Raw genomic sequence first — 26,275 nt, 5'->3', positions numbered from 1 at the left:
CCCAGCAGAATGCTCGGACATTCTGCTGGAGCCGGCCCTTGAAAGCCCTCGACGAACTGACCTTCGACAACCGCTTCGCCCGCCTGGGCGACGCGTTCTCGGCCCATGTGCTGCCCGAACCGATCGACAATCCTCGACTGGTGGTCGCCAGCCCGGCGGCCCTCGCGCTGCTGGATCTGCAACCGGCGGCGGCTGACACCCGGGAATTCGCTGAATTGTTCGGCGGCCACAAGTTGTGGGCCGATGCCGAGCCACGGGCGATGGTTTATTCCGGGCATCAATTCGGCGGGTATACGCCGCAACTGGGCGATGGTCGTGGGCTATTGCTGGGCGAGGTCTATAACGAAGCCGGCGAGCACTGGGACTTGCATTTGAAGGGCGCCGGGCAGACACCGTTTTCGCGCATGGGCGACGGTCGCGCGGTGCTGCGTTCGTCGATCCGCGAGTTTCTCGCTTCCGAAGCGCTGCATGCGCTGAATATCCCCTCGTCACGCGCCGCCTGCGTGATCGGCTCCGACACTCCGGTCTGGCGTGAGAAACAGGAGCGCGCCGCGATGGTGCTGCGCCTGGCGCCGAGCCACATTCGCTTCGGCCATTTCGAATATTTCTATTACACCAAGCGTCCCGAACAGCAGAAGCAGCTCGGCGAGCACGTGCTGGCGATGCACTACCCCGAATGCCTGGAACAGCCGGAACCGTATCTGGCGATGTTCCGCGAGATCGTCGAACGCAACGCCGAATTGATCGCCAAATGGCAGGCCTACGGTTTTTGCCACGGGGTGATGAACACCGACAACATGTCGATCCTCGGCATTACCTTCGACTTCGGCCCGTTCGCCTTCCTCGACGATTTCGACGCGAACTTCATCTGCAACCACTCCGATGATCAGGGCCGCTACTCCTTCAGCAATCAGGTACCGGTCGGCCAGTGGAACCTCAGCGCCCTGGCCCAGGCCCTGACGCCGTTCATCAGCGTCGAAGCCCTGCGCGAAACGCTCGGCCTGTACCTGCCACTGTTCCAGGCGCACTACCTCGACCTGATGCGCCGCCGTTTCGGCTTCATCACCGCCGAGGACGACGACCAGCAGTTGCTGGAGCAACTGCTGCAACTGATGCAGAACAGCGGCGTCGACTACACGCTGTTCTTCCGCCGCCTGGGCGAAGAGTCAGCCGAGCGGGCCGTCGCTCGCCTGCGCGATGACTTCGTCGATATCAAAGGTTTCGATGCCTGGGGCGAGCGTTATGTCGCCCGTGTCGCACGCGACGGCGCGACCGATCAGGAACAGCGCCGTGCGCGGATGCATGCGGTGAACCCGCTGTACATCCTGCGCAATTATCTGGCGCAGAAGGCGATTGATGCGGCCGAGCAGGGTGACTACTCCGAGGTACGGCGGCTGCATGCGGTGTTGAGCAATCCATTCGAGGAACAGCCTGGAATGGAAAGCTATGCGGAACGGCCGCCGGAGTGGGGCAAGCATCTGGAGATCAGTTGTTCGTCGTAAGCGGGAACGACTGCACCTTGATAATCGATCCGTACGGCTCCAGATCAGTCGTACGATCCCGTTTTATTCATTGAGCTGATCATGACCGACCCACTCCTCATCCCCTGCCCCTCCTGCAACGGCCTCAACCGCATCCCCGCCGAGCGCCTCAACGATCATCCGAAGTGCGGCCGCTGCAAGTCCGAAGTGCTGTTGAACAAGCCGTTTGAACTCAAGCAAGGCGATTACGCCAGTCAGATCAAGGGCGATCTGCCGTTGCTGGTGGACGTGTGGGCGGACTGGTGCGGGCCGTGCAAGTCGTTTGCGCCGGTGTTCGAGCAGGCGGCTGCGCAGCTGGCAGGCAAGTGCCGGCTGGCCAAGCTGGACAGCGAGGCCAATCAGCAGTTGTCGGCGCAGTTGGGGATTCGTTCGATTCCGAGCCTGATTCTGTTGCGCAACGGCCGGGAAGTGGCCCGTCAGAGCGGGGCCTTCCCGTTGCCGCAGTTGATGGCCTGGCTGCGCAGCCAGGGCATCTGACAAGGCTTCAGGCGTCTTCGAGCAGGTTGTGCAGTTCCACGAACTGCTGCGTCAGCTTGTGCCGCGGGTCGAGATGGATCAGCGGCATACTGGCCTGATGCGATTCGCGCATGCGCACTGAGCTGGCGAGGTAGACCGGCAATACCGGCAGGCCCTCGGCGATCAGTTCGTCGAGGATCTGCTGCGGCAGGCTGGCCCGGGCCTGGAACTGGTTGACCACAATGCCTTCGACTTCCAGGCCTTCGTTGTGGTCTTCCTTCAACTCGTCGATCTCGGCGATCAGACCGTAGAGGGCCTGACGCGAGAAGCTGTCGCAGTCAAAGGGAATCAGTACCCGATCGGCGGCAATCAGTGCCGAGACCGCATAGAAATTCAGCGCCGGCGGCGTATCCAGATAGATCCGGTCGTAATCTTCCGACAATTCGTCGAGCAGCTTTCGCAGCTTGTTGATCTTGTGTTTGGCCTCGAGCTTGGGTTGCAAGTCGGCCAGTTCGGCGGTGGCGGTGATGATGTGCAGGTTGTCGAACGGCGTTTCGTAGATATCCGCCTGATTCTTTTTCGAGAACGGCCCGGAAGACAGGGTCTGCTTGAAGAAGTCGGCAATGCCCATCGGAATGTCATCACCCGTGAGCCCGGTCAGATACTGAGTGGAGTTGGCTTGGGCATCGAGGTCCACCAACAGCGTGCGATAACCCTCGCTGGCGCTCACCGCCGCCAGATTGCAGGCAATGCTGGATTTGCCCACGCCACCTTTCTGATTGAACACCACGCGCCGCATGACAAAACCTCCGTGTATCAAAGAATGACCGAGTGTAGTGGTGCCCGGTGCCGGTTCGCTACCTCGATGGATACGGACTACAGAGTCAGGCGCCAATATCCCAATGAATACGGGGCAAAGACACCCGTTGATCGCCGATTCGCCCGACAGACAGACACCCGACAATCTGGATAATGGCCAAGTGACAGTTTTCTGCTGCGTACCATTCGGTCCATTTCACTGCGCAAAATGTAACCAGCATTTGCTACACACTCGTCGCACCGGGATAATGCGCGCCACCCGGCGCCACGCGCCATGCCATTTCAGGCTAAATCAGCTCAGCGGCGACGTTGGCGAAACCGCGTCAAATCGGCCCGCAGGGGCGGGATAAATGTCCGTGATCAACTTCAACATCGCCCAATGGCGCGCCTGGGCTCCCGGGCTCGACAGCGTGGAAGCCTGGCAGGCCTGGAGCCGACAACCGGTCGTGCTCGAAAGCAGCGATGCCGCACCCGATGTGTCGTTTCTGCCGGCCATGCAGCGCCGTCGTCTCAGCCGTCTGGCGCGGATGGCGTTCAGCGTCGGCTGGCCGCTGGCCGACGGTCGGGAAAATCTGCCGCTGGTCTTTGTCTCCCGGCATGGCGAAACCCCGCGCACCTTTGAAATCCTCAGCGATCTGGCTAACGAACAGCCGCTGTCGCCGACCCAGTTCAGCCTGTCGGTGCACAACGCGATCATCGGCCTGTGGTCGATCATGCGCGGCGAAACCAGCGAAATGACCGCCCTCGCCGCGGCCGGCGACGGCCTCGAACACGGCATGCTCGAAGCCGCCACATTGCTCAACGAAGGCGCCCCGGCAGTTTTGCTGGTGATCACCGAGGAACAACCGCCCGAAGCCTATTCGACGTGGGTCGACGACGTTCCGTTTCCCTATGCGGTCGGGCTGTTGCTCACCCCCGGTACCGACTGGCGGCTGACCCTGAACAGCGCCCCGCAAGCAGTGTCAAAACCGCAGTGGCCCCATGCACTGAATCTGCTGCGAACCCTGCTCGGTCAGCAACCCCATTGCCAACATGCCTGGAAGACTCGTCTATGGACCTGGCAACGCAACCTGTAATCGGAAAAAACCGCGATGCCTATTACTGGCGTCTGCTGGCCACCGCCACCAGCTTCGCCCTGTTCGGGCTCGGTGGCCTGTGCCTGCGCCTGCTGGTATTCCCATTGCTCGGTTGCCTGCCGGGCGACGCCATTGCGCATCGCGAGCGGGCGCGCCAGACCGTCAGCCGGCTGTTCTGGTTTTTCGTTCGGTTCATGGCCCGTACCGGCGTGCTGACCTACGACATCCAGGGCGCCGAACGTCTGGGCCGTCCGGGGCAGATGATCATCGCCAATCACCCGTCGCTGATCGATGTGGTGTTCCTGATCGGCCTGGTGCGCCGGGCCAACTGCGTGGTGAAGAAAAGCCTGTGGGAAAACCCCTTCACCCGTGGCCCGCTGCGCAGCACCGAATACATCAGCAACGACGGCAGCATGGACATGCTCGATGCCGCCGCCAACGCGCTGCAAAGCGGCCAGACCCTGATCATTTTTCCCGAAGGCACCCGCACCCAACCGGGTCAGGCGCCAGCCTTTCATCGGGGCGCAGCGGCCATTGCACTGCGCGGTGCGAAAATCGTCACCCCGGTGGTCATCCAGGTCAGTCCGACCACCCTGACCAAGGCCGAACCCTGGTATCGCATCCCCAGTCGCCGCGTGCACTTCAGTTTTCGCGTCGGGGCCGATATAGACCCACAGACTTTTGCCGCGCAGGGACCTGCCCCGCAGGCTTCGCGCAAGCTCAACGACTATTTGCACCAATTCTTTATCAAGGAGCTCGCCGAAGATGAGCGATCTAAACCGTGACATCAAAGAGCTGATCATCGACGCCCTGGGCCTCGAAGACATCAGCGCAGAGGACATCGGCGACGACCAGACGCTGTTCGGCGAAGGCCTGGGCCTGGACTCCGTCGACGCTCTGGAGCTCGGCCTGGCGATTCAGAAAAAGTACGGCATCAAGATCGACGCCGACGCCAAGGACACCCGCAACCATTTCACCAACGTGGCGAGCCTTGCGGCGTTCGTCACTGCAAAACAGGCAGCTTGAGACCGGACCATGCAAACTCGTGACGACATTTTCAACACCCTGCGCGATGCCCTGGTCGAGCTGTTCGAACTGGACCCGGCTCGCGTGAGCCTGGAATCCAACCTGTATCAGGATCTGGAAATCGACAGCATCGACGCCGTCGACCTGATCGATCACATCAAACGCCAGACCGGCAAGAAAATCGCCGCCGAGGAATTCAAGTCGGTGCGTACCGTCAGCGACGTGGTCGAGGCGGTCTACCGTCTGGTTCAACCGGCCGCATGAGCCGACTGATCGGCCTCGGCCTGCTGCTGGCGGGCCTGCTGTATCCCTTTGCGGTGTATTTCGGCATGGAGCATTTCGCGCCATGGCAGTTCGGCCTGCTGCTGGGCGGCCTGTGGCTGGCCCGGGCGCTGACCGGCGAACGCAAGCCCGGCAGTTTGTGGATGGCCTGCGTGGCGATCGTGTTCTGCCTGCTGCTGGCGGTGTTCGACAGCCCTTTGCTGTTGCGCTGGTACCCGGTGCTGATCAGCGGCTTCATGCTGGTGCTGTTCAGCCTGAGCCTGAAATACGGGCCGCCGATGGTCGAGCGTCTGGCGCGCCTGCGTGAGCCACAACTGCCGCCCAAGGCGATTCGTTACACCCGCCAGGTCACCGTGGCCTGGAGCGTGTTTTTCTTTTGCAACGGTTTGTGCGCCGCCCTGCTGACACTCTGGGCGCCGCTGAACTGGTGGATGTTGTACACCGGCCTGATCTCCTACGGATTGATCGGCCTGATGTTTGCCATTGAATGGCTGATACGACAAAGGGTAAGAGGTCGCCCATGAACTGGATAAAACTTGAGCAGCTGTTGCTCAAGGATCTGCCGCAGCGCGCAATCACCGTCGCGCCGGCACTCGATCACGCACACCTGCGCGAGCAAGCCCTGAGTCTGGCCGCCGGTCTGCAGGCCCGCGGCGTGAAGCGTCTGGCAGTGCATCTGGAAGATGCCGCCGAGCTTGCCATCGCCCTGCTCGGTGCCTGGCGCGCCGGCATCAGCGTGTTGCTGCCTTCGGATCTGCAAGCGCAGACCCGCCAGCGCTGGTCGAACGAAGTCGATCTGTGGCACACCGATCAGGCCGATGACGCTCGCCTGAGCGATCTGCTGCAACCTCCTCTGCCCGCTGCCGAACTGGATCTCGACCAGTGCCGTCTGAGCCTGTGCACCTCCGGCTCCAGCGGCGAGCCCAAGCGCATCGACAAATCCCTGCGGCAACTGGCCAACGAAGTCGAAGCCCTTGAGCAACTGTGGGGCGCCGATCTGGGTGAGGCCTGCATCCTCGGCAGCGTCGCCACCCAACACATCTACGGCTTGCTGTTCCGCGTGCTGTGGCCGTTGTGCGCCGGGCGTCCGTTCCTGCGCAAGCAACTGGCCTTCCCGGAAGACCTGCAACGCGCCAGCCGCGAGCACCCGGCCTTTGCCTGGGTCGCCAGCCCGGCGCTCCTCAAGCGCATGGGCGACAACCTCGACTGGCCAGCGCTGAGCGTCGTGCGCCGGGTGTTTTCATCCGGTGGCGCACTGCCGGCAGACGCCGCGCAAAGCCTGCATGAACGTCTGGGACAATGGCCGACGGAAATCCTCGGCAGCTCGGAAACCGGCGGCATCGCCTGGCGTCAGGGCGAATCGTTGTGGCAGCCGTTTGCCGGCGTCGAGTTGACTCAGGACAGCGACGGCGCCTTGCTGATCGCTTCGCCGTATCTGCCCGCCGGGCATGTCGAACATACCGCCGATGCGGCGCGCATTCAGGGCGATGGCCGCTTTGAATTGCTCGGACGGCTCGACCGGATCGTCAAACTCGAAGAAAAACGTATTTCCCTGCCAATGCTTGAACAGGCGCTGGTGGCTCACGACTGGGTCGCCGAAGCACGTCTGGGCGTGGTGCAGGAAAACCGTGCGTCCCTCGGCGCGCTGCTGGTGCTCAGCGAATCCGGCCTGTTTGCCCTGCGCGAACATGGCCGGCGCAGCCTGACCGAAACCCTGCGCCGTTATCTCGGCGACCATTGCGAAGCCCTGGCCCTGCCCCGCCGCTGGCGCCTGCTGCGACAACTGCCGCTGAACACTCAGGGCAAGTTGCCTCAGGCCGACGTCGAAGCCTTGCTGCTGGCGCCACGGCCAAAGGCGCCGGAGATTCTGGAACAGGCCGAAACCGAGGGCGAATGGAACCTGCAATTAAGCGTTCCGCCGGACCTGGCCTACTTCAGCGGCCACTTCCCCAAGGCCCCGGTGCTGCCCGGCGTGGTGCAGGTCGAATGGGCGCTGAACCTGGGTCGGCAACTGCTGAACCTGCCCGGCGCGTTCGCCGGCATGGAAGTGCTGAAATTCCAGCAACTGGTGCGCCCCGGCGATGAAATCCAGCTGCACCTGCGTTTCGACCCGGAGCGCGGCAAGTTGTATTTCGCCTACCGCAACGACACCGCCACCTGTTCCAGCGGGCGGATTCTGCTGGGGACTGGCGATGCATAACCCTTGCGCAGTGATCCCGGTCTACAACCACGAAACCGCCATCGGCACGGTGGTCGACGCCCTGCTCGCCGAAGATCTGCCATGCATTCTGGTGGACGATGCCAGCAGCAAATCCTGCGCCGCGGTGCTGGACGCGCTGGCCGAGCGCGAGCGGGTTTATCTGGTGCGCCTCACCGCCAACCAGGGCAAGGGCGGCGCGGTCATGACCGGCCTGCGTGAAGCCGCGCGTCTGGGCTTCAGCCATGCCTTGCAGGTCGACGCCGACGGTCAGCACGACTTGCAGGATGTCGCGCGTTTCATCGAAGAGTCCCGCGCTCACCCCGAGTCGCTGGTCTGCGGCTATCCGCTGTATGACGCCAGCGTGCCCAAGGGCCGTTTGTATGCGCGTTACCTGACCCATGTGATGGTGTGGATCAACACCTTGTCGCTGCAGATTCGCGATTCGATGTGCGGCTTCCGGGTGTATCCGCTGGAACCGACGCTGGGCGTGATCGATTCGGCGCGGATCGGCAAGCGCATGGATTTCGACTCGGACATTCTGGTGCGCCTGGCGTGGCGCAATCAGCCGATGCGCTGGTTGCAGACCAGCGTGCATTACCCGCTGGACGGCGTGTCGCACTTTCGCCTGTTCCATGACAACGTGCTGATCTCGAGCATGCACACGCGCCTGTTCTTCGGCATGTTGCTGCGCCTGCCCGTGATCCTCTGGCGACGGTGGCGCCCATGACCGTCGAGACCGACAAGAAGCATTGGGCCGACCGCGAAGAGCGCGGCAGTTTCCTGCTGATGAAACTCACCGCGTTCGCCGCCAAAGTCCTTGGCCGACGCCTGCTGAGCCCGTTGCTGTACGGCATCGTTCTGTACTTTTTCCTGTTCGGCCGCACGGCGCGGCGCAGTGCCTGGCAGTATCAACAGCGCCTCGCTGACTGGAGCGGTCGCCGCGAACTGCGTCCGACCCGTTGGCGGGTGTTCCGCCAGTTCATGGCATTCGCCGATTCGCTGCTCGACAAGCTCGACGTGTGGAACGGCAAGCTGAAGATCGAGCAGATCGAAATCATCGACCCGGCGCTGCTGCGCAATCAGTTGCGCGGCAGTCGCGGGCAAATGCTGGTGGGCGCGCATCTGGGCAACCTCGAAGTGTGCCGGGCGCTGGCGGAGCTGGGCGAAAAGGTCACGATGAACGTGCTGGTGCACACCAAGCACGCCGAGCAATTCAATCGCCTGCTGGGCGAAGCCGGAGCGACCAATTTGCGGCTGATCCAGGTCAGCGAGCTGGACCCGGTGATCATGCTGCAACTGCACGAACGCCTGGAACGTGGCGAATGGCTGGCGATTGCCGGCGACCGCGTGCCGCTGCATGGCGGGCGCAGTGTGACCGTGGACTTTCTCGGCCATCGCGCGCCATTCCCGCAAGGGCCGTGGCTGCTGGCCGGCCTGCTGAAATGCCCGGTCAACCTGCTGATGTGCCTGAAACAGCCCGACGGCCACTATCGCCTGACCCTGGAGCCGTTCGCCGATGCCGTGGTGTGGTCACGCCGCGAGCGCGAACAGGTCATTCATCAGTGGGCCACCCGCTACGCCGAACGCCTGAGTCACTATTGCCTCGAAGCACCGTGCCAATGGTTCAACTTTTACCCATTCTGGAAAACCGATGACAACGCCAACTCCTGAGCCGGTCACCTTCGGCGAACGCCCTTTGCGCATCGAAGACGTGCTGGCCCTGGCCAACCGTCAGGCGCCCGTGCAGTTGCAGAGCGACGCGCCTTATCGCGAACGCATCGCCAAGGGCGCGCGGTTCCTCGATTCGCTGCTGGACAAGGAAGGCGTGATCTACGGCGTGACCACCGGTTACGGTGATTCCTGCGTGGTCGCGGTGCCGCTGCATCACGTCGAGGCGCTGCCGCGTCATCTCTACACGTTCCACGGTTGCGGGCTGGGTAAACTGCTCGACGCCCCGGCCACGCGCGCGGTACTGGCGGCGCGTTTGCAGTCGCTGTGCCACGGCGTGTCCGGGGTGCGCATCGAGTTGCTGGAACGCCTGCATGCGTTTCTTGAACACGACATTCTGCCGCTGATCCCCGAAGAAGGTTCGGTGGGCGCCAGCGGCGATCTGACGCCGCTGTCCTACGTTGCCGCGACCCTGTCCGGCGAGCGTGAAGTGATGTTTCGTGGCGAGCGCCGCCAGGCTGCCGACGTACACCGTGAACTGGGCTGGACGCCGCTGGTGCTGCGTCCGAAAGAAGCGCTGGCACTGATGAACGGCACCGCCGTGATGACCGGTCTCGCCTGCCTGGCTTACGCCCGCGCCGACTACCTGCTGCAACTGGCCACCCGAATCACCGCGCTGAACGTGGTGGCGCTGCAAGGCAATCCGGAACACTTCGACGAGCGCCTGTTCGCCGCCAAGCCGCATCCGGGCCAGATGCAGGTGGCCGCGTGGCTGCGCAAGGATCTGGCGATCGACGCGCCGACCGCGCCGCTGCACCGCTTGCAGGATCGCTACTCGCTGCGCTGCGCACCGCATGTACTAGGCGTATTGGCCGACAGCCTGAACTGGCTGCGCTCGTTCATCGAAACCGAACTCAACAGCGCCAACGACAACCCGATCATCGACGCCGAAGCCGAGCGCGTGCTGCACGGCGGGCACTTCTACGGCGGGCATATCGCGTTCGCCATGGACAGCCTGAAAAACCTCGTGGCCAACGTCGCCGACCTGCTCGACCGACAACTCGCGCTGCTGGTGGACGAGCGTTACAACCACGGTTTGCCGAGCAATCTGTCCGGCGCCAGCGCCGACCGCGCGATGCTCAACCACGGCTTCAAGGCTGTGCAGATCGGCGCCAGCGCCTGGACTGCCGAAGCGTTGAAAAACACCCTGCCGGCCAGCGTGTTCTCGCGCTCCACCGAATGCCACAACCAGGACAAGGTGAGCATGGGCACCATCGCCGCCCGCGACGCCATTCGTGTGCTGGAGCTGACCGAACAGGTCGCCGCCGCCACGCTGCTCGCCGCCAATCAAGGCGTGTGGCTGCGCGGTCGCGATGCAGACGCGCGTCCGCTGCCTCCGTCCCTGGCCGCGATGCACGAAGCGCTGGCCCAGGACTTCCCGCCAGTCATCGAAGACCGTGCCCTGGAAGGCGAACTGCGCCTGTGTCTGCAACGCATCGCCGAGCAACACTGGAGGCTGCATGCGTAGTGCCGGAGTGCTTCACGCCGATACAGAAATCCTCGTGCCGTTCTTTGACGTCGACACCATGCACGTCGTCTGGCACGGCCATTACGTGAAATACCTGGAAGTGGCGCGGTGCGCATTGCTCGACAAGATCGGCCACAACTACAACCAGATGGTCGACTCGGGCTACGCCTGGCCGGTGATCGACCTGCAATTGCGCTACGTGCGCGGCGCGGTGTTCGGTCAACGGCTGAACGTGCGCGCCAGCCTGGTGGAATGGGAAAACCGCCTGAAGATTCACTACCTGATCACCGACGCCGAGACCGGCGAACGCCTGACTCGCGCCAGCTCGGTGCAGGTTGCCGTCGAAGTCAGCAGCCGCGAGATGCAACTGGCGTCGCCGAAAGTCTTCACCGATGCCGTGGAAAGGATGCTGCGATGAATGTGTTGGTGAAATCCCTCGGAGCCCTGGCGCTGCTGACGCTCTCGTCGCTGGCCAACGCCTTCGACCTGCAACAGTTGAGCGAGCAGCTGGCGAAACCGGACGTGATCCACGGCCAGTTCACCCAGGAAAAGCACCTGCGCGCCCTGCCACAGCCGCTGATCAGCAAGGGCAGTTTCGTCCTCGCGAAAAACCATGGCCTGCTGTGGCTGTTGAAAACGCCGCTGCAGCAGGACTACCGCATCAGTGCCAAGGGCATCGCCCGACGTGATGCCAGCGGCTGGCAACAGCTGCCGAACAAGAGCGCCGGCGCCGAGCAGAACCGTTTGTTCCTCGCCGTGCTGCAAGGCGACAGCAGCGGCCTGCAACGGGATTTCGAACTGGCCCTGAGCGGCGACGCGCAGCAATGGCAACTGACCCTGAGCCCGCGTTCGGTGCTGCTCAAGCAGGTCTTCAATCAGATCAACATCAGCGGCGGCGCGTTGGTAAACACCATCGAACTGCTGGAAACCCAGGGCGACAGCACCGTGCTGCGCATGCAGGACAGCACCGCCGGCCAACCTCTGAGCGACGCGGAGCAACATGACTTTGCCGAGTGAACGCAGGCTGCCCTGGCTGTTCCTGATCCTGCTGCTGGCCGTCGTCGCACTGGGCGCCTGGCAATGGCGCGACGGCGCGCCGCTGTCGGCGAACCTGATGGAACTGGTGCCCGGCACCCACCCGGACGCCCTCGAAGTGCGCGCCGAACAACGCATGCAGGAGCCGCTCAACCGCGACATGCTGGTGCTGGTCGGTCACGCCGATCGTCAGCAAGCCGTCGCGATGGCCCAGACCCTGGGCGAGCAATGGCAGGCCAGCGGCCTGTTCGAAAAGGTCCAGTGGAACCTGCAAGCCGACCTGCCGGCCCTGCGCACGCAACTGCTGCAAGGGCGGCTGGCGATGCTTTCGGCGGATGACCGGCAACTTTTGACCAAACATCCCGACGCCTTCATCCAGCAACGGGTGCAGGCGCTGTTCGACCCGTTCACCGGATTCAGTCTGGTGCCGAGCCAGGACGACTGGCTGGGCCTGACCGGGCGCATCCAGAACAGCCAGCCGCAACATGGCGCGGTGCAACTGGACATCGGCAGCGGCGCGTTGATCGCCGATGCCGACGGCAAGAGCTGGGTGCTGCTGCGCGCACGCACCACCGGCAGCGCCTTCGACATGAATCAGCCGCTGCAAGTCGCCGCTCTGCTGCAACACAGCCGTGAGCTGGCAGCGAGCGCCAACGTGCAATTGCTGGCCGCCAGCGGCCTGCTTTACGCCGCCAACGGTCAGCAACAGGCGACCCGGGAAATGACCTGGGTCGGCGGTGGCGCCACCGTCGGCATCCTGTTGCTGTTGCTGCTCGCCTTCCGCCGCTGGCGGGTGCTGCTGGCGTTCATTCCGGTGCTGGTCGGCATGCTGTTCGGGGCTGTGGCCTGTGTTGCGCTGTTCGGGCACATGCATGTGATGACCCTGGTGCTTGGTTCCAGCCTGATCGGAGTGGCGGTGGATTACCCGCTGCACTATCTGTCCAAGAGCTGGAGCCTCAAGCCGTGGCGCAGTTGGCCGGCGCTGCGCCTGACCCTGTCCGGGCTGACGTTGAGCCTGATCACCAGCGCCATCGGTTATCTGGCGCTGGCCTGGACGCCTTTCCCGGCACTGACCCAGATCGCGGTGTTCTCCGCCGCCGGTTTGCTCGGCGCCTACCTGTCGGCGGTGTGCCTGTTGCCGGCGCTGCTGAAAAACGTCGAACTGCGCCCGGCGCAATGGCCGCTGCGGCTTGCCGAACGTCTGGTGCGACTGCGGGAAAATCTGCTCGAACACGTCAGGACTCCGGTGTTGCTGGCCCTGCTGATCGCCTTCTGCGTCGGTGGTCTGCTGCAACTGGAGAGCAAGAACGACATTCGCCAGTGGGTCGGTGCCCCGCAACGCCTGACCGATGAGGCGCAGACCATTGCGCGGATTACCGGTTATCAGCCGACCAGCCAGTTCTTCCTGGTGCGCGCCGCCGACCAGCAGCAATTGCTGGAGCGGCAAGCGGCTTTGAGCGAGCGGCTGGATCAACTGGTCAACCTCGACAAGTTGCAAGGTTATCTGGCGCTCAATCAACTGGTCAGCCCGCCGGCTCAGCAACAACAAGTTCGTGAAGCGCTGAACAAGTTGCCGCCGTTCTGGCAGCCGTTGCTGGAGGTCGGGGTGCCGCTGGCGGCGCTGCAGAACGAACTGCAACAGTTGCAGGCCCTGCCCGCCGAAGACATCGATGCCGCGCTGGCCGGCCCGCTCGGCGAGCCCTACCGCACGTTGTGGCTGGGACGGACCGAGGACGGCGTGGCGGCAATGGTCAGCCTGCAAGGCCTGAACAATCCGTCGCTGCTGCGGGTGCAGGCGCTGGACCTGCCGGGTGTGATGCTGGTGGACCGGCTCGGTGATCTGAACAAGGTATTCGCCCAGACCCAGATCAGCGCCGCTGAACTGAAACTCGCCTCCTGCGTGTTGATCGTGCTGGTGCTGATGCTGCCGTTCGGTCTCGGTGGCGCCCTGCGGATCGTCGCCCTGCCGCTGCTTGCTGCGCTGTGCAGCCTCGCCAGCCTGGGCTGGCTCGGCCAGCCGCTGACCCTGTTCAGCCTGTTCGGCCTGCTGCTGGTGACGGCGATCAGCGTCGACTACGCAATCCTCATGCGCGAGCAGGTCGGCGGCGCGGCCGTCAGCCTGCTCGGCACCTTGCTTGCGGCCGCCACCACCTGGCTGTCGTTCGGCCTGCTGGCGGTGTCGAGTACGCCAGCGGTGAGCAACTTCGGTCTGTCGGTGAGCCTCGGTCTGGCCTTCAGCTTCATGCTCGCGCCGTGGGCCGGGCGTCAGGCCCATGCGGTTGCCGTCACGGAGCGTTCAGCGTGATGGTGTGGATTTTCTGGCTGATGGCCCTGGCGCTGTTCTTCGTCGCCACCCGGGTCGGCCGGCATTTCGGGCTGATCCCGATCGTCAGTCAATTGCTGCTGGCCAGCTTCGGCCTGCCGCTGCTGATGTACTTCTGGATCGAACCGGGCTGGCAACTCAACGGCGCCGAACTGATTGCGCCGGGCTGGCTGAAAAACCTCTACAGCCTGAGCTTCGCCCTGTTGCTGGGGCACATCCTCAGCGACGTGATCGACCTGCGCCTGGACCGTCAGAGCGTGAAGATCGCCCTGCCGAGTTTCGCCGTGCCGTTCACCTGCGGCCTGGCGACGGCGTACTGGCTGTTGCCGACGCAGCCGTGGATCAACTCGCTGGCCATCGGCCTGGTGTTCGCCATCACCGCGATCCCGGTGCTTTACCTGTACCTGCGCCATATCGACTATCCGCCTGCCGCCACCCGGCGCCTGGTGCAGACCGCGATCCTGATCGACCTGACCTGCTGGACTCTGTTCGGCCTCGCTCAGGGCAGCCTGCACCTGAGCAGTCTGTTGTTGCCGCTGGGGCTGGCCTGCGTGCCGGTGCTGCTGCGGGTGTGCGGCATACGCCGGCCATTGACCTACAGCCTCGGTTTCTTTGCGCTGCTGGTGCTGGCCGAACACTACAAACTCAACGCGCTGATTTTCGGCATCGGCTATCTGTTGTGCATGGCCGCGCTCAAGGTGCCGCTGGTGTTGCCGCTGCCGGCGCACTGGATGAACCGCTTGCAGACGTGGGTCGCGATTCCGCTGATCCTCACTTTCGGCATCGTGCAGATCGATGTGCACAGCGCCCTCGCCAGCCTTGGCGCTGTGCAATGGGCAGCGCTCCTGCTGCTGCCGGTCGTTAGCAAAATCGTGGGCAACTGGCTCGGCCTCGGCTGGGCCGGCGCGTCGTTCGCGGGCGCCAGCCGCTGGCGCGAAAGCGTGCTGCTGAACATTCGCGGCTTGAGCGAAATCGTCTTTCTCAATCTGCTGTTGCAACAACAGCTCATCAGCCCGGCGCTGTACTTTGCGCTGATGCTGATGGGTCTGATCGCGACGCTGTTGCCGGCTTTCATCGGCCTGCACCGGGCGTCACTGAATCCTATTGCCGTACCCAGGAGCTCGCGTGCCAATCGTTGAAATGGAATCCCGTCAGGTCGTGATCATCGGCGCCGGCCCCTCCGGCGCCATCGCCGCCGCATTGCTCAAGCGCAAGGGGCACGACGTGCTGGTGATCGAGCGTCAGCATTTCCCGAGGTTCTCCATCGGTGAAAGCCTGCTCTGCCATTGCCTGGATTTCGTCGAAGAGGCCGGCATGCTCGAGGCGGTGAATGCCGCCGGGTTCCAGCGCAAGAACGGTGCGGCGTTTGCCTGGGGCGAGCGCTACAGCGCGTTTGATTTTGCTGACACCTTCACCGCCGGCAAGCCGACGACCCTGCAGGTGCAACGCGCCGACTTCGACAAGTTGCTGGCCGATCAGGCGGCGTTGCAGGGTGCGGAAATCCGCTACGGCGACGCGATTGTCAGCGTCGATTTCGAACGCCCGCGCCCGCAGCTGAATGTGCGTCGCGAGGACGGCAGCGAATACCGCGTCGAAGCCGATTTTGTCCTCGATGCCAGCGGCTACGGCCGCGTGCTGTCACGCCTGCTCGACCTGGAAGCGCCGTCGAATTTCCCGATTCGCCAGGCCGTATTCACCCACGTTGAAGACCATATCGATCATCCCGGTTTCGACCGGGAGAAAATCCTCATCACCATCCACCCGCAGCACCGCGATATCTGGTTCTGGTCGATCCCGTTCAGCAACGGTCGCTGCTCCGTCGGCGTGGTGGCGGCTGCCGAACATTTCGCAGGTCGCGATGCCGATCTCGACGGCTGCCTGCGCGGGTTCATCGCCGAAACCCCGAGCCTGGCCAAGGTGCTGAACAACGCCGTGTGGGATACACCGGCACGCACCCTCGGCGGCTATGCAGCCAACGTCAAAACCCTGCACGGCCCGGGCTTCGCGCTGCTGGGCAACGCGGCGGAATTTCTCGACCCGGTGTTCTCCTCCGGCGTGACCATTGCCATGCGTTCGGCAAGCATGGCCGCCGCTGTGCTGCACCGGCAGTTGCAGGGCGAAGCGGTGGACTGGCAACGGGAGTTCGCCGAGCCGCTGAAGCGCGGGGTCGACACCTTCCGCTGTTACGTCGAAGGCTGGTACGCCAGCACTTTCCAGGACGTGATTTTCCACGAGCAAGGCTCGCCGGAAATCCGCCGCATGATCTGCTCGATCCTCGCCGGTTACGCCTGGGACGAACGCAACCCGTTCGTCAGTGAAGCGCGCCGTCGGTTGAAGACGATCTCCGAACTCTGTGCAAGGGACGACACATGAATTACTTGAGCGACAACTACGTCGAGGAAACCCGTTTCGGCTTCTGGTTCCTGCGCAGCCACACCTGGCAACACCATGTGCTGCGCGTGGCGATCAACGATCTGCGCGGGCTGTTCAGCGAATCGTTGCCAGCCAACCCGGTGCTGCTGGATGCCGGTTGCGGCCAGGGCAAGTCGTTCGGCCACCTGCGCCAGACCTTCGCGCCACAGCGCCTGATCGGCGTCGATGCCGATCCGCACAGCCTTGAACTGAGCGCTGCCGAGGCCGCACGTCAGGGCTTCGACGTCGAGCTGATCGGCAGCGACTGCGCGACGCTCAATGTGCCGGACGCCAGCGTCGACCTGCTGTTCTGTCACCAGACCTTCCATCATCTGGTCGAGCAGGAAAAAGCCCTCGCCGAGTTCTATCGAGTGCTCAAGCCGGGCGGTTATCTGCTGTTCGCCGAGTCCACCGAGGCTTACATTGATACGTGGGTGATTCGCTGGCTGTTCCGCCATCCGATGCACGTACAAAAGAGTGCGGCGCAGTACCTGGAGATGATTCGCCAGCAGGGTTTCGAGTTCGGCGAACAGAACGTTTCGTACCCGTATCTGTGGTGGAGCCGGTCGAAGGATTTCGGTTTGCTCGAACGTTTTGGCCTGCGCCAGCCCAAGCCCTTTGGCCAACGGGAAGAAACCCTGGTCAACGTGGTGGCCCGCAAACCGCTGCAAGGTGATAACTGATGCCACACATCGCATGTGGGAGCGAGCTTGCTCGCGAAAACGGTATTTCAGACACCAGAAAGGTTGAATGTGAGATCGCATTCGCGAGCAAGCTCGCTCCCACAGTGTCCGATGTATGCCGTTTTTTTGTGCTCGTCGTTGTACTGTTCTTGAGTGCCTGCGCCAGTCGGGCGCCGCTGCCGGTTGGCAACCCGAACCTGGCGCTGCCGATGCAATTGCATATCGAGCGGCATCTGGCCGGGCAACAGCAAGACTGGTTGCTGGTGATCCAGCGCGAAGGCCCCGGCATCCGCTGGTCGATGATGGATCCACTGGGCATTCCCCAGGCGCGTCAGCAGTTGATCGACGGGCACTGGCAGGCTGACGGCCTGCTGCCGCCCAACCCGGAAGCCCGGGAACTGTTCGCCGCGCTGCTGTTCGCCCTGACCCCATCGGGCGAACTGTCGCGCAACTACCCCGACGCGCAGCAACAGGGCGGCCAACGTTCCCTGCCGGCGCGCTGGGACATCCGTTACACCCAACCCTTGAGCTTCGAATTGAATCTGCCCCAAGGCCCGCACTATCGCGTAACGCCACTCGGTGAACCGACGTCATGACCGCCTACCTCAATGCCCTCGGCGTGATCTGCGCCCTGGGGCGCGACAAGCAAGCCGTGGCACGCAACCTGTTTGCCGGCGACTGCTCGGGCATGCGCCGCGAGTCCGGCTGGGTGCCGGAGCGCGAGCTGCCGGTGGCCGCTGTGCACGGCGATCTGGCGCCGATTCCAGATGCCTTGGCCGACCAGCGCAGCCGCAACAACCAACTGTTGCTGGAAGCCGCGTTGCAGATTCGCGATGACATCGAGCAGGCGATCCAGACTTACGGTCGTGATCGCATCGGCGTGGTGCTTGGCACCAGCACTTCGGGTATCGACGAGGCCAGTCGCGGCTTGGCGCACTACATTCGGGACCACCAGTTCCCGGCCGATTACGACTACCGGCAACAGGAACTCGGCGCTCCGGCGAATTTCCTCGCCGACTGGCTGCAACTGAGCGGCCCGACCTATGTGATTTCAACTGCCTGCACCTCCAGCGCACGCGCACTGATGAGCGCCCGGCGCCTGCTTGATCTGGGCCTGTGCGACGCAGTGCTGTGCGGCGGTGTCGACAGCCTGTGCAAGCTGACCCTCAATGGTTTCAGTGCGCTGGAAGCCGTGTCGGACGAGCGCTGCAATCCGTTTTCCGCCAACCGAAACGGCATCAACATCGGCGAAGCGGCGGTGCTGTTCGTGATGAGCAAAGAACGCGGCGCAGGGCCGGGCATCGCCCTGCTCGGCGCTGGCGCCAGCTCCGACGCGCACCACATTTCCGCGCCGGAGCCGACCGGCCGTGGCGCGCGGCAATCGATGCAGAAAGCCCTCGATCAGGCCCAACTGCAAGCCGGCGATATCAGCTACCTGAACCTGCACGGCACCGCGACTCAACACAACGACGCCATGGAAAGCCTGGCCGTCGCCGCGCTGTTTGTCGACGGCGTGCCGTGTTCCTCGACCAAACCGATGACCGGCCACACTCTCGGTGCCGCCGGCGCACTGGAAGCGGCGTTCTGCTGGTTGAGCCTGAGTGCCGACAATCCCGACCACGCCTTGCCGCCGCACATCTGGGACGGCCAGGCCGACCCGGCACTGCCAGCGTTGAAGTGGGTGACCGCAAGCGAACGCCTGGCGTCCACTGCACCCCGCTACCTGATGAGCAATTCGTTTGCCTTCGGTGGCAATAACGTCAGCCTGATTATCGGAGACGCCCCATGACCCACTGGCCGCTCGCCGAACTGCTGCCCCACGCTGGCGACATGATCCTGATCGACCGGATCCTGAGCTTTGACGACGAACAGATCCACACCACCCTCACCGTCCGGCCCGGCGGCCTGTTCAGCCTGCCCGACGGCAGCCTGCCGGCCTGGGTCGGCGTCGAGCTGATGGCGCAAAGCGTCGCCGCGTTCGCCGGCTGCCATGCACGACAGAAAGGCAATCCGGTGGAGCTGGGTTTTCTGCTCGGCACACGCAAGTTCGAATGCAATGTCGCGGCCTTTCCGGTCGGCAGCGAACTGACCATCCATGGCCTGCGCTCGCTGGAAGACGACAACGGCATGGGGGTATTCGAATGCCATATCAACGCGCCCGGCATCGAGGCCAGCGCCCGGCTGAACGTGTTCCGCCCGCCGCAGGCGGCGGACTATCTGGAACAAACCCGCAACGAAACCAACAAGGAGTCGAACGATGACTGAATCAATACTGGTCACCGGCTCCAGCCGTGGCATCGGTCGCGCCATCGCCCTGCGTCTGGCCAGCGCCGGCCACGATATCGTCCTGCATTGCCGCAGCGGCGTGAGCGAAGCAAAAGCGGTGAAAGCCGAAGTCGAAGCGCTCGGCCGCAACGCGCGCATCCTGCAATTCGACGTGGCTGACCGCGAAAGCTGCAAAACCATCCTCGAAGCCGATGTTGAAGCCCACGGCGCCTATTACGGCGTGGTGCTCAACGCCGGCCTGACCCGCGACGGCGCCTTTCCGGCCCTGAGCGACGACGACTGGGACGTGGTGCTGCGCACCAACCTCGACGGCTTCTACAACGTCCTGCACCCGGTGATGATGCCGATGATCCGCCGCCGCGCCGCTGGTCGCATCGTTTGCATCACCTCGGTTTCGGGACTGATCGGCAATCGCGGCCAGGTCAATTACAGCGCCTCGAAAGCCGGCGTGATCGGCGCCGCGAAAGCCTTGGCGATCGAACTGGCCAAGCGCAAGATCACGGTCAACTGCGTTGCGCCGGGCCTGATCGATACGGCGATGCTCGATGAAAACGTGCCGGTGGAAGAACTGATGAAAATGATCCCCGCACAACGCATGGGCACGCCTGAAGAGGTGGCCGGTGCGGTGAATTTCCTGATGTCGGCGGAAGCGTCGTACATCACCCGCCAGGTGCTGGCGGTCAACGGAGGCTTGTGCTGATGAAGCGCGTTGTCGTCACCGGCATGGCCGGCATTACCTCGCTGGGCAGCGACTGGGACACCATCGCCGGCAATTTCGCCGCCAACCGCAGCGGCATCCGCCGGATGGACGAGTGGGATCGTTTCAGCGAGCTCAACACGCGCCTGGCCGGGCCCATCGATGATTTCCAGGTACCGGCGCACTGGACCCGCAAGCAGCTGCGCAGCATGGGCCGGGTTTCACGCCTGGCCGTCTGCGCGGCGGAAAAAGCGCTGGCCGATGCCGGCCTGCTTGGCGACGAGTCGATCAAGGACGGGCGCATGGGCGTGGCCTGTGGTTCGTCCACCGGCAGCACCGACGAAATCAAGGCGTTCGGCAACATGCTGCTCAACTCGGTGGCCGAAGGCCTTAATGCCAACTCCTATGTGCGGATGATGCCGCACACCACGGCGGCGAACATCAGCATCTTCTTCGGCCTCACCGGCCGTTTGATCCCGACCTCCAGCGCCTGCACCAGTGGCAGCCAGGGTATCGGCTACGCCTACGAGGCGATCAAGTTCGGACGTCTGCCGCTGATGCTCGCCGGTGGCGCCGAAGAGCTGTGCCCGACCGAAGCCATGGTGTTCGACGCGCTGTACGCCACCAGCCTGAAAAACGATGCACCGCACACCTCGCCACGCCCGTACGACAAGGGCCGCGACGGTCTGGTGATCGGTGAAGGCGGCGGCATGCTGGTGCTTGAAGAGCTGGAGCACGCCCTTGCCCGCGGAGCACACATTCACGCCGAAATCGTCGGCTTCGGCAGCAACGCCGACGGCCAGCACACCACCCGCCCCGAACAAGTCACCATGCGCCGGGCGATGGAACTGGCGCTGGAAGACGCAGGCCTTGCGCCGGACGTCATCGGCTACGTCAACGGCCACGGCACCGCCACTGAACAGGGCGATGTCGCTGAGACCCTGGCCACCAGTGCCCTGTTCGGCGAACGCATGCCGATCAGTTCGCAAAAGAGCTTCCTGGGCCATACCCTCGGCGCCTGCGGGGCGCTGGAATCGTGGTTCAGCATCGAGATGCTCAACCGTGACCTGTACGTGCACACGCTCAACCTCGATGAGGTCGATCCGCACTGCGGTAAGCTTGATTACCTGCGCGGCGAGTTCCGCCAGATGAGCCACGAATACGTGATGAACAACAATTTCGCTTTTGGTGGCGTCAACACTTCGTTGATTTTCCGCCGCTGGCACTGACCGCAACATTTCTGGAGTGAAGGGAATGACTCAGTTTCACCGCATCGCCGCCATCCTGGCCCTGGCTTTCGTACTCGGCGGTTGCACCAGCAAACCGGTATACAACGCAAAGGAAGAGTTTTCCAGCAACCTGGGCTTCACCGACGCGCAGATGAGCCGTGCCATTGTCACGGCGCTGAATGACCGCCAGTGGGTCGTGCAATCGGTACGTCCGGGCATGATCAAAGCCGCCATCACTGTGCGCGGCCGCCATCACGCCGAAGTCGACATTCCGTTCAGCGCGACTTCGTTCGAGATCGACTACCGCAGCAGCTACGGCCTGGACGCCAAGGACGGCAAGATCCACGGTAACTACAATCGCTGGGTCAATCGTCTGCGTGACAACGTACTCAAAGAGCTGTCGATCAACCCGGACATCGAAGCCGTCAATAACCTGGGCATCATCAAGCAAGGCGCCGATGAGCCGACTTACCTGAGCTTCCGTGAAGGCGTCAAACGCGCTACCGACGCCGGCCTGCTCGACGGCAGCGTGAAGTTCTACCTGGCCGGCGAAGTGCTGCCCAACCAGGTGCGCAAACTCGACACCGTCAGCAGTAGCCGCAAGACCAACGGTTCGAACAAATCCGACGCCGACGCCTGCTTCTGGGCGCTGCAATCGGCCCTCGCGACCTTGCAGGCAGCGGCGAAGAAAGCCGATGCGAATGCGGTAATCAACATCGCCAGCGTCGACCAGCGCGACCTGTACAAAGACACCGAAAAATTCCAGTGCCGCGCCGGGCTGGTGGTGTCGAGTGTGGCGTTGCGCGGGGATCTGGCGCACGTGGATTGATTGAGCCGTCGGAAACGACAAAGGGCGCCATTCGGCGCCCTTTTTTCCATCTATTGCACAAAAAACTGCACACAAGGAAAGCTCAGCGTTTCTATTCGGAAAAGTCCCACATTCAGCGCATTTTCTACTCTGTAAGGTCAGTGGTGCCGCGATCAAGCGGCACACCTCAAGGACGAAAAAATGCGTAAAAAAGCGGTAATCGTTTTCAGCGGCGGGCAGGATTCCACGACTTGTTTGATCCATGCCTTGTCAAAGTACGACGAGATTCACTGCGTCACGTTTGATTACGGACAACGCCATCGCGAAGAAATCGACGTAGCACGTCGACTGGCGAAAGAACTGGGTGTGACTGCGCACAGCGTGATGGACGTGAAGGTACTCAACGACTTGACCGTCAGCAGCCTGACGCGTCACAACATCCCCATACCGTCCGCCAATTCATCCGGAAACGATTTGCCCAACACATTCGTACCTGGAAGAAACATTCTGTTTTTAACGCTCGCGTCGGTTTATGCGTATCAAATTCGGGCTCAGACTGTGATTACAGGTGTCTGCGAAACAGATTTTTCTGGCTACCCGGATTGTCGTGATGATTTCGTTAAAACGCTAAATGAAGCTATCAACTTAGGCATGGAATATGAACTGCGGCTAGAAACGCCACTGATGTGGTTGACCAAGGCCGAAATCTGGGCGCTGGCCAGTTATCATGATCGGCTCGACTTTGTTCGCGAACATACACTGTCTTGCTATAACGGGATAAAGGCTGGTGGCTGTGAGGAATGTGATGCTTGTGCTCTTCGCTCCAAGGGACTAGACGAGTTCCTGAAAAACAAGAAAAAATTCACAAACAGTTTGAGATATCGATTGAGCTTAAGTTAACTCCCCAACGAACAGGAGGAGGAGCGTAATAACGCCCCTCCCCCGATGCCTGCTATGCGACCTTACTCTCCGCAACAAACCTTCTAAAAAGCGACCTTGCTCCGTACGCGGGAAAAACATTGAAAAATGCAAAAAACATTTTTATGGTGATTTGCACCATCACGATTGACAATATTTCATCACTCTCCAGCACACCATAAAAAGCTATAAAACAAAAAAGTACACTATCGATCAGAACTGCAAAAAACGTACTAAAAAAGACACGCAGGAAGAGATACCTAGAATTTGTCAACTGCTTAATTTTGCACAAGAGGTATGAATTAATGTATTCGGAAAACAGAAACGAAACCGATGAGGCCAACAACACCGAGGAAACATGCGATACCACTTCACCATAAGGTTCATCAAGTTTCCAATCCGCCACTCCCGGCATCATTTTTGCCGCACTCAACAATAAGATAATCAGCGCATTGCTCAGAAATCCAAAAAAAAATTGCCCTTCTGGCCAGCTTGAACCCATACAACTCATTCAACATATCGACTACGAGAAAGGTCAGAGGATAGAGAAAAACCCCGGGTGTCAGAACGACGTCAAATTGCTCGATATAGATCAGCTTTGTCGCGCCAATATTCGAGAACACATACAACACCAAGAGCAACAGGTTTAATACAACATAGACCATCCAGGATCGTTCATGACGGTCTGCCAAATCATAGGCGGTCACGGCTGCACTCGTAGAATAATATTTCCTGTATATACTTTTGACCTCGGCCCTGCTGAGATCATCAATCAAATCACTTTTTAGAAGCTCCGCCAATTTAAGCTTAATCAGCTTGCCAGTTGAAACAATCATGACTACAGCCAGCTTCTTATCCGACTCAAAACCCACAAGCTTATACTTATCTCTCATAACTTCAATAGTTTCCGACATTAAACCTTTCCTCTATCAAATCTCCTATGATACGTACACCAACATCGAACTCTGAGCCGGTGACAATTATGAATTTTCTGGTACGCTCGTCATATACAAGCTTTTCATTCTTGCTAATCGATACGCCTTTTCTAACTATCAGAAGGTCACCCACCTCATTGGCCCCGACTATCTCACTCTCCAAAAGCACGCCTATTAGATTACTCGCCGCTCCGAAGTAGTAGGTCAAAGGATGCGATATAGCCAACTCGCCGATCCTTTTATCCAAACTCTGAAGCAGCAAGCTTTCTTTGATGATCGGAACTGCGGCTGGATTCATATTCCCGTGCAAAGAAACAGTGGATTCAATTATTTCCCGCTCTTCAAAATCAACAGTTTCAATCTCCTTGTAAGATACCCCGAAAAAATCCGATATCTTCCGGATCGTAGATTGCTGCACGTTAACCACTCTACCCTCCAGAATATTATAGATAGTTGTCCTGGTTAACCCACTGGAGTTACACAGTGAAATTCTCGTCTCACCTCGGCTTTCTATCAGGTACTTAATATTCCTTTTTAGCTTTTCTGTTTTTTCTTTCTTATGCATTAAATATCTGCCAATCATTTTATAGGTTGAAGCTCATCCGCTACTTGTTGGAATGTTGCAGATTGCTGCCAAACGCTGATGAATTGTACAGCCACAGCAGCATGTTTAAATCAACGTTGAATACTAAACATCGAATAGAAGATAAATCCCACAATATTGAAAGACGTTACCCACAGGCATCCGCAAAGAATCATTTAATTACACAAACGTTCAATTATTTGATTAATAGAAGCGAAATTATTAGTTATAAATACATCCGCTTTCCACGCCCTTCGCTGAGCACCTATGAATAACTGGAAGTGGATGTCACTACTCATAAAAAACCAGAAGGAGTTCCGAAATGAAAAAAATTGATTCCTACCCCACGCAATCGCTAGGTACAAGTAATCCAGCCACGCCCGACCAACTCGAGACCACTGTCCGCGTCACCTCCCACCTCTCGCTTAAACCGGAAACGCTTAGCCACATTTTCACAATCCTTCCGGAGGTCGACACTGAGTCATTGCTTTGCCATGCGTCCGAAAACCTCGCTTCGCTCAATATCATGGCTACGAATCTCGCGGGCGAGGTGGAAGGGCCGCAGCGGAACGTAACGTTGGCTATTCAGCAGCTCACCGTCCTGAGCGAGTTGCTGGTGAATCGGGCGCTGGACAACCTGGATCCTCCTTGAAAAAGAGCCTGCAAACTCACTGAACGCTGACTACCGAGTATCCGCACCTATTACCTAATGGAGTTCTTCTGTCATGGATCGATACAGGCCTATCACCGGAATTGACTGCGAAATACCTTCACTCCTGATCGACACTCAAGCACCACTGGACGTACTTCACGAAATAGCCGCCTATCGCATACGCACTGCGACACAGTTTCTTGAAAATCTGGCGTTCAGCGAGGGCATTTACAGTGAGTTGGCGAAGGTATTGGTCACATCGTTGCGCGATGGCTGTGACTTGTTGGATGTGATCGGGCGCAGATTGCAGGATGAAACTTCGACTCAGGAGGTAATGCAATCAAACCTTTGAAAATGACAAAGGGCGCCTTTCGGCGCCCTTTCACAAACAGGTTGGCTTGTCATCGCCTGTCACCTGTCTGGCTCTGCGATGGCTGGTTGCCCAGGATCCTCAGAGTCTCACAAGCCCCTTTCGGGAACGCCGGCAGTATTGCCTGAAACCTCATGTCGAGCAACGGCTGGCATTTGGCTTCGATGCGCCACTTCCGTTGCCATCACAGTCCCAACGCCCGTCTGACCGCAGTTTTAATGGCGTGAAACTCGTCTGTTGCAAGATGTGAGATCAGGTAAATGCGCTTGCCTTGCCGATCCCGGCTTTTGATCCGATCAAGCCGCGAAAGGCTGACCGTGGCAATCATGTCGCACTTTGCCCAACAAGTCGGACTGGCCCCCTGAAGGTGACTTGCAAGTTCAAGATGGTGCCCAAGCAAACAATCAGGGGCGGTGGTACTCAACGGCACTACTGTTACCAACAGGCTGTTGGTTCGATGTTTACGTATCACAACAACAGGTCTGACTTTGACCATCTCGGGGACTTCATAACCCCTGAAATCGCAAATCAAAACGCTGCCCTCCTTAGGCTGATATCGAAGTGGCATCCGTGACACTCGTTTGAAAAAGAACTGATTTTGCGCAACAACGGCCATATTCCCTAAGACAGTTCCGTTTCTCGAAATGTACGGAGTCGAGCCAACCAAACCTGTTCACCACAACTACACTCGCTCAAACAGGTCGACACACTACGCCTGCCGGAACGGCGAGCCCGGTTGATCACTCGC

The 26,275-nt window shown here is 60.8% G+C and carries 29 protein-coding genes and 1 pseudogene; 26 read left to right on the top strand and 4 right to left on the bottom strand.

Annotated features, from left to right (window positions below):
• The first annotated feature begins 38 nt into the window (after nt 1-38).
• Both selO and trxC read left to right on the top strand, forming a co-directional pair.
• Nucleotides 39-1,502 carry a protein adenylyltransferase SelO gene (selO, locus tag CAF73_RS27045; RefSeq protein WP_085704987.1) on the top strand — a complete coding sequence of 488 codons (1,464 nt, stop codon included), beginning with the start codon at nt 39-41 and terminating at the stop codon, nt 1,500-1,502.
• A gap of 81 nt (nt 1,503-1,583) precedes the next feature.
• On the top strand, nt 1,584-2,018 hold the full coding sequence (trxC, locus tag CAF73_RS27040) for a thioredoxin TrxC (RefSeq protein WP_011332109.1): 435 nt from the start codon (nt 1,584-1,586) through the stop codon (nt 2,016-2,018).
• 7 nt (nt 2,019-2,025) lie between these two features.
• Here trxC and CAF73_RS27035 read toward each other — a convergent pair whose 3' ends face one another.
• Nucleotides 2,026-2,796 carry a ParA family protein gene (locus CAF73_RS27035; RefSeq protein ID WP_064382864.1) on the bottom strand — a complete coding sequence of 257 codons (771 nt, stop codon included), beginning with the start codon at nt 2,794-2,796 and terminating at the stop codon, nt 2,026-2,028.
• A 370-nt stretch (nt 2,797-3,166) separates the two neighbouring features.
• Between CAF73_RS27035 and CAF73_RS27030 the strand changes: the two genes are divergently transcribed.
• The 22 genes from CAF73_RS27030 to queC all read left to right on the top strand — a co-directional run bounded on the left by CAF73_RS27030 (nt 3,167) and on the right by queC (nt 22,969).
• The gene (locus CAF73_RS27030; RefSeq protein ID WP_085704985.1) at nt 3,167-3,892 is read left to right on the top strand and encodes a beta-ketoacyl synthase chain length factor; all 726 of its coding nucleotides are present in this window, start codon (nt 3,167-3,169) and stop codon (nt 3,890-3,892) included.
• The gene (locus tag CAF73_RS27025) at nt 3,868-4,677 is read left to right on the top strand and encodes a 1-acyl-sn-glycerol-3-phosphate acyltransferase (RefSeq protein ID WP_085704983.1); all 810 of its coding nucleotides are present in this window, start codon (nt 3,868-3,870) and stop codon (nt 4,675-4,677) included. The genes CAF73_RS27030 and CAF73_RS27025 overlap by 25 nt, the downstream gene beginning before the upstream one ends.
• Complete coding sequence (locus CAF73_RS27020) at nt 4,658-4,918, top strand: phosphopantetheine-binding protein (RefSeq protein ID WP_085701087.1); 261 nt, start codon at nt 4,658-4,660, stop codon at nt 4,916-4,918. The genes CAF73_RS27025 and CAF73_RS27020 overlap by 20 nt, the downstream gene beginning before the upstream one ends.
• Nucleotides 4,919-4,927: 9 nt before the next feature.
• Complete coding sequence (locus CAF73_RS27015; RefSeq protein ID WP_007947135.1) at nt 4,928-5,182, top strand: acyl carrier protein; 255 nt, start codon at nt 4,928-4,930, stop codon at nt 5,180-5,182.
• A complete protein-coding gene (locus CAF73_RS27010; RefSeq protein ID WP_007952346.1) occupies nt 5,179-5,724 on the top strand; it encodes a hypothetical protein in 546 nt (181 codons plus the stop codon). The genes CAF73_RS27015 and CAF73_RS27010 overlap by 4 nt, the downstream gene beginning before the upstream one ends.
• On the top strand, nt 5,721-7,400 hold the full coding sequence (locus CAF73_RS27005; RefSeq protein ID WP_085704981.1) for an acyl-CoA synthetase family protein: 1,680 nt from the start codon (nt 5,721-5,723) through the stop codon (nt 7,398-7,400). The genes CAF73_RS27010 and CAF73_RS27005 overlap by 4 nt, the downstream gene beginning before the upstream one ends.
• Nucleotides 7,393-8,127 (top strand): glycosyltransferase family 2 protein, encoded by a 735-nt coding sequence (locus CAF73_RS27000; protein WP_011332103.1) that lies wholly within the window; start codon nt 7,393-7,395, stop codon nt 8,125-8,127. The genes CAF73_RS27005 and CAF73_RS27000 overlap by 8 nt, the downstream gene beginning before the upstream one ends.
• Nucleotides 8,124-9,071, top strand: coding sequence for a glycosyl transferase (locus CAF73_RS26995; RefSeq protein WP_085701091.1), 948 nt, complete (start codon nt 8,124-8,126; stop codon nt 9,069-9,071). The genes CAF73_RS27000 and CAF73_RS26995 overlap by 4 nt, the downstream gene beginning before the upstream one ends.
• Complete coding sequence (gene hutH, locus CAF73_RS26990) at nt 9,052-10,596, top strand: histidine ammonia-lyase (protein WP_085704979.1); 1,545 nt, start codon at nt 9,052-9,054, stop codon at nt 10,594-10,596. Before CAF73_RS26995 ends, hutH begins: the two co-directional genes overlap by 20 nt.
• Entirely contained in the window at nt 10,589-11,014 is a 426-nt protein-coding gene (locus CAF73_RS26985) for a thioesterase family protein (protein ID WP_085685400.1), read from the top strand. Before hutH ends, CAF73_RS26985 begins: the two co-directional genes overlap by 8 nt.
• Complete coding sequence (locus CAF73_RS26980) at nt 11,011-11,613, top strand: outer membrane lipoprotein carrier protein LolA (RefSeq protein ID WP_085701093.1); 603 nt, start codon at nt 11,011-11,013, stop codon at nt 11,611-11,613. The genes CAF73_RS26985 and CAF73_RS26980 overlap by 4 nt, the downstream gene beginning before the upstream one ends.
• Nucleotides 11,597-13,936 (top strand): MMPL family transporter, encoded by a 2,340-nt coding sequence (locus CAF73_RS26975; RefSeq protein WP_085704977.1) that lies wholly within the window; start codon nt 11,597-11,599, stop codon nt 13,934-13,936. The genes CAF73_RS26980 and CAF73_RS26975 overlap by 17 nt, the downstream gene beginning before the upstream one ends.
• Entirely contained in the window at nt 13,933-15,093 is a 1,161-nt protein-coding gene (locus CAF73_RS26970; protein ID WP_085704975.1) for a sodium:proton antiporter, read from the top strand. The genes CAF73_RS26975 and CAF73_RS26970 overlap by 4 nt, the downstream gene beginning before the upstream one ends.
• Nucleotides 15,080-16,327: an NAD(P)/FAD-dependent oxidoreductase gene (locus CAF73_RS26965; RefSeq protein WP_085704973.1), complete on the top strand. Its 1,248-nt coding sequence runs from the start codon at nt 15,080-15,082 to the stop codon at nt 16,325-16,327. Before CAF73_RS26970 ends, CAF73_RS26965 begins: the two co-directional genes overlap by 14 nt.
• The gene (locus tag CAF73_RS26960) at nt 16,324-17,049 is read left to right on the top strand and encodes a class I SAM-dependent methyltransferase (RefSeq protein ID WP_085704971.1); all 726 of its coding nucleotides are present in this window, start codon (nt 16,324-16,326) and stop codon (nt 17,047-17,049) included. Before CAF73_RS26965 ends, CAF73_RS26960 begins: the two co-directional genes overlap by 4 nt.
• Complete coding sequence (locus CAF73_RS26955) at nt 17,049-17,645, top strand: hypothetical protein (RefSeq protein WP_176247775.1); 597 nt, start codon at nt 17,049-17,051, stop codon at nt 17,643-17,645. The genes CAF73_RS26960 and CAF73_RS26955 overlap by 1 nt, the downstream gene beginning before the upstream one ends.
• A complete protein-coding gene (locus tag CAF73_RS26950) occupies nt 17,642-18,838 on the top strand; it encodes a beta-ketoacyl-[acyl-carrier-protein] synthase family protein (protein WP_085704969.1) in 1,197 nt (398 codons plus the stop codon). Before CAF73_RS26955 ends, CAF73_RS26950 begins: the two co-directional genes overlap by 4 nt.
• On the top strand, nt 18,835-19,314 hold the full coding sequence (locus CAF73_RS26945) for a hotdog family protein (protein ID WP_085704967.1): 480 nt from the start codon (nt 18,835-18,837) through the stop codon (nt 19,312-19,314). The genes CAF73_RS26950 and CAF73_RS26945 overlap by 4 nt, the downstream gene beginning before the upstream one ends.
• The gene (locus CAF73_RS26940) at nt 19,307-20,035 is read left to right on the top strand and encodes a 3-ketoacyl-ACP reductase FabG2 (protein ID WP_085704965.1); all 729 of its coding nucleotides are present in this window, start codon (nt 19,307-19,309) and stop codon (nt 20,033-20,035) included. Before CAF73_RS26945 ends, CAF73_RS26940 begins: the two co-directional genes overlap by 8 nt.
• Entirely contained in the window at nt 20,035-21,261 is a 1,227-nt protein-coding gene (locus CAF73_RS26935; RefSeq protein WP_085704963.1) for a beta-ketoacyl-ACP synthase, read from the top strand. The genes CAF73_RS26940 and CAF73_RS26935 overlap by 1 nt, the downstream gene beginning before the upstream one ends.
• Before the next feature lie 25 nt (nt 21,262-21,286).
• On the top strand, nt 21,287-22,090 hold the full coding sequence (locus CAF73_RS26930; protein WP_085704961.1) for a hypothetical protein: 804 nt from the start codon (nt 21,287-21,289) through the stop codon (nt 22,088-22,090).
• A 180-nt stretch (nt 22,091-22,270) separates the two neighbouring features.
• Complete coding sequence (queC, locus tag CAF73_RS26925; protein WP_085704960.1) at nt 22,271-22,969, top strand: 7-cyano-7-deazaguanine synthase QueC; 699 nt, start codon at nt 22,271-22,273, stop codon at nt 22,967-22,969.
• A gap of 52 nt (nt 22,970-23,021) precedes the next feature.
• On the opposite strand, the pseudogene CAF73_RS26920 reads toward queC, so the two are convergent.
• Nucleotides 23,022-23,901, bottom strand: a pseudogene (locus tag CAF73_RS26920) (queuosine precursor transporter).
• Nucleotides 23,885-24,487: a helix-turn-helix domain-containing protein gene (locus CAF73_RS26915; RefSeq protein WP_085704958.1), complete on the bottom strand. Its 603-nt coding sequence runs from the start codon at nt 24,485-24,487 to the stop codon at nt 23,885-23,887. Before CAF73_RS26915 ends, CAF73_RS26920 begins: the two are co-directional and overlap by 17 nt.
• Before the next feature lie 340 nt (nt 24,488-24,827).
• On the opposite strand from CAF73_RS26915, the gene CAF73_RS30315 reads away from it, so the two are divergent.
• Nucleotides 24,828-25,157: a DUF6124 family protein gene (locus tag CAF73_RS30315; protein WP_085704956.1), complete on the top strand. Its 330-nt coding sequence runs from the start codon at nt 24,828-24,830 to the stop codon at nt 25,155-25,157.
• 73 nt (nt 25,158-25,230) lie between these two features.
• Nucleotides 25,231-25,509: a hypothetical protein gene (locus tag CAF73_RS26905; protein ID WP_085704954.1), complete on the top strand. Its 279-nt coding sequence runs from the start codon at nt 25,231-25,233 to the stop codon at nt 25,507-25,509.
• Nucleotides 25,510-25,711: 202 nt separating this feature from the next.
• Here CAF73_RS26905 and CAF73_RS26900 read toward each other — a convergent pair whose 3' ends face one another.
• Nucleotides 25,712-26,095, bottom strand: coding sequence for a type II toxin-antitoxin system PemK/MazF family toxin (locus tag CAF73_RS26900; protein ID WP_085704953.1), 384 nt, complete (start codon nt 26,093-26,095; stop codon nt 25,712-25,714).
• Between the last annotated feature and the right edge of the window lie 180 nt (nt 26,096-26,275).

It is taken from the genome of Pseudomonas sp. B15(2017), from assembly GCF_002113215.1.
Taxonomy (GTDB): Bacteria; Pseudomonadota; Gammaproteobacteria; order Pseudomonadales; family Pseudomonadaceae; genus Aquipseudomonas.
Note: the sequence above shows the minus strand (reverse complement) of the source record. Positions and strands in the feature narration are given on the sequence as shown.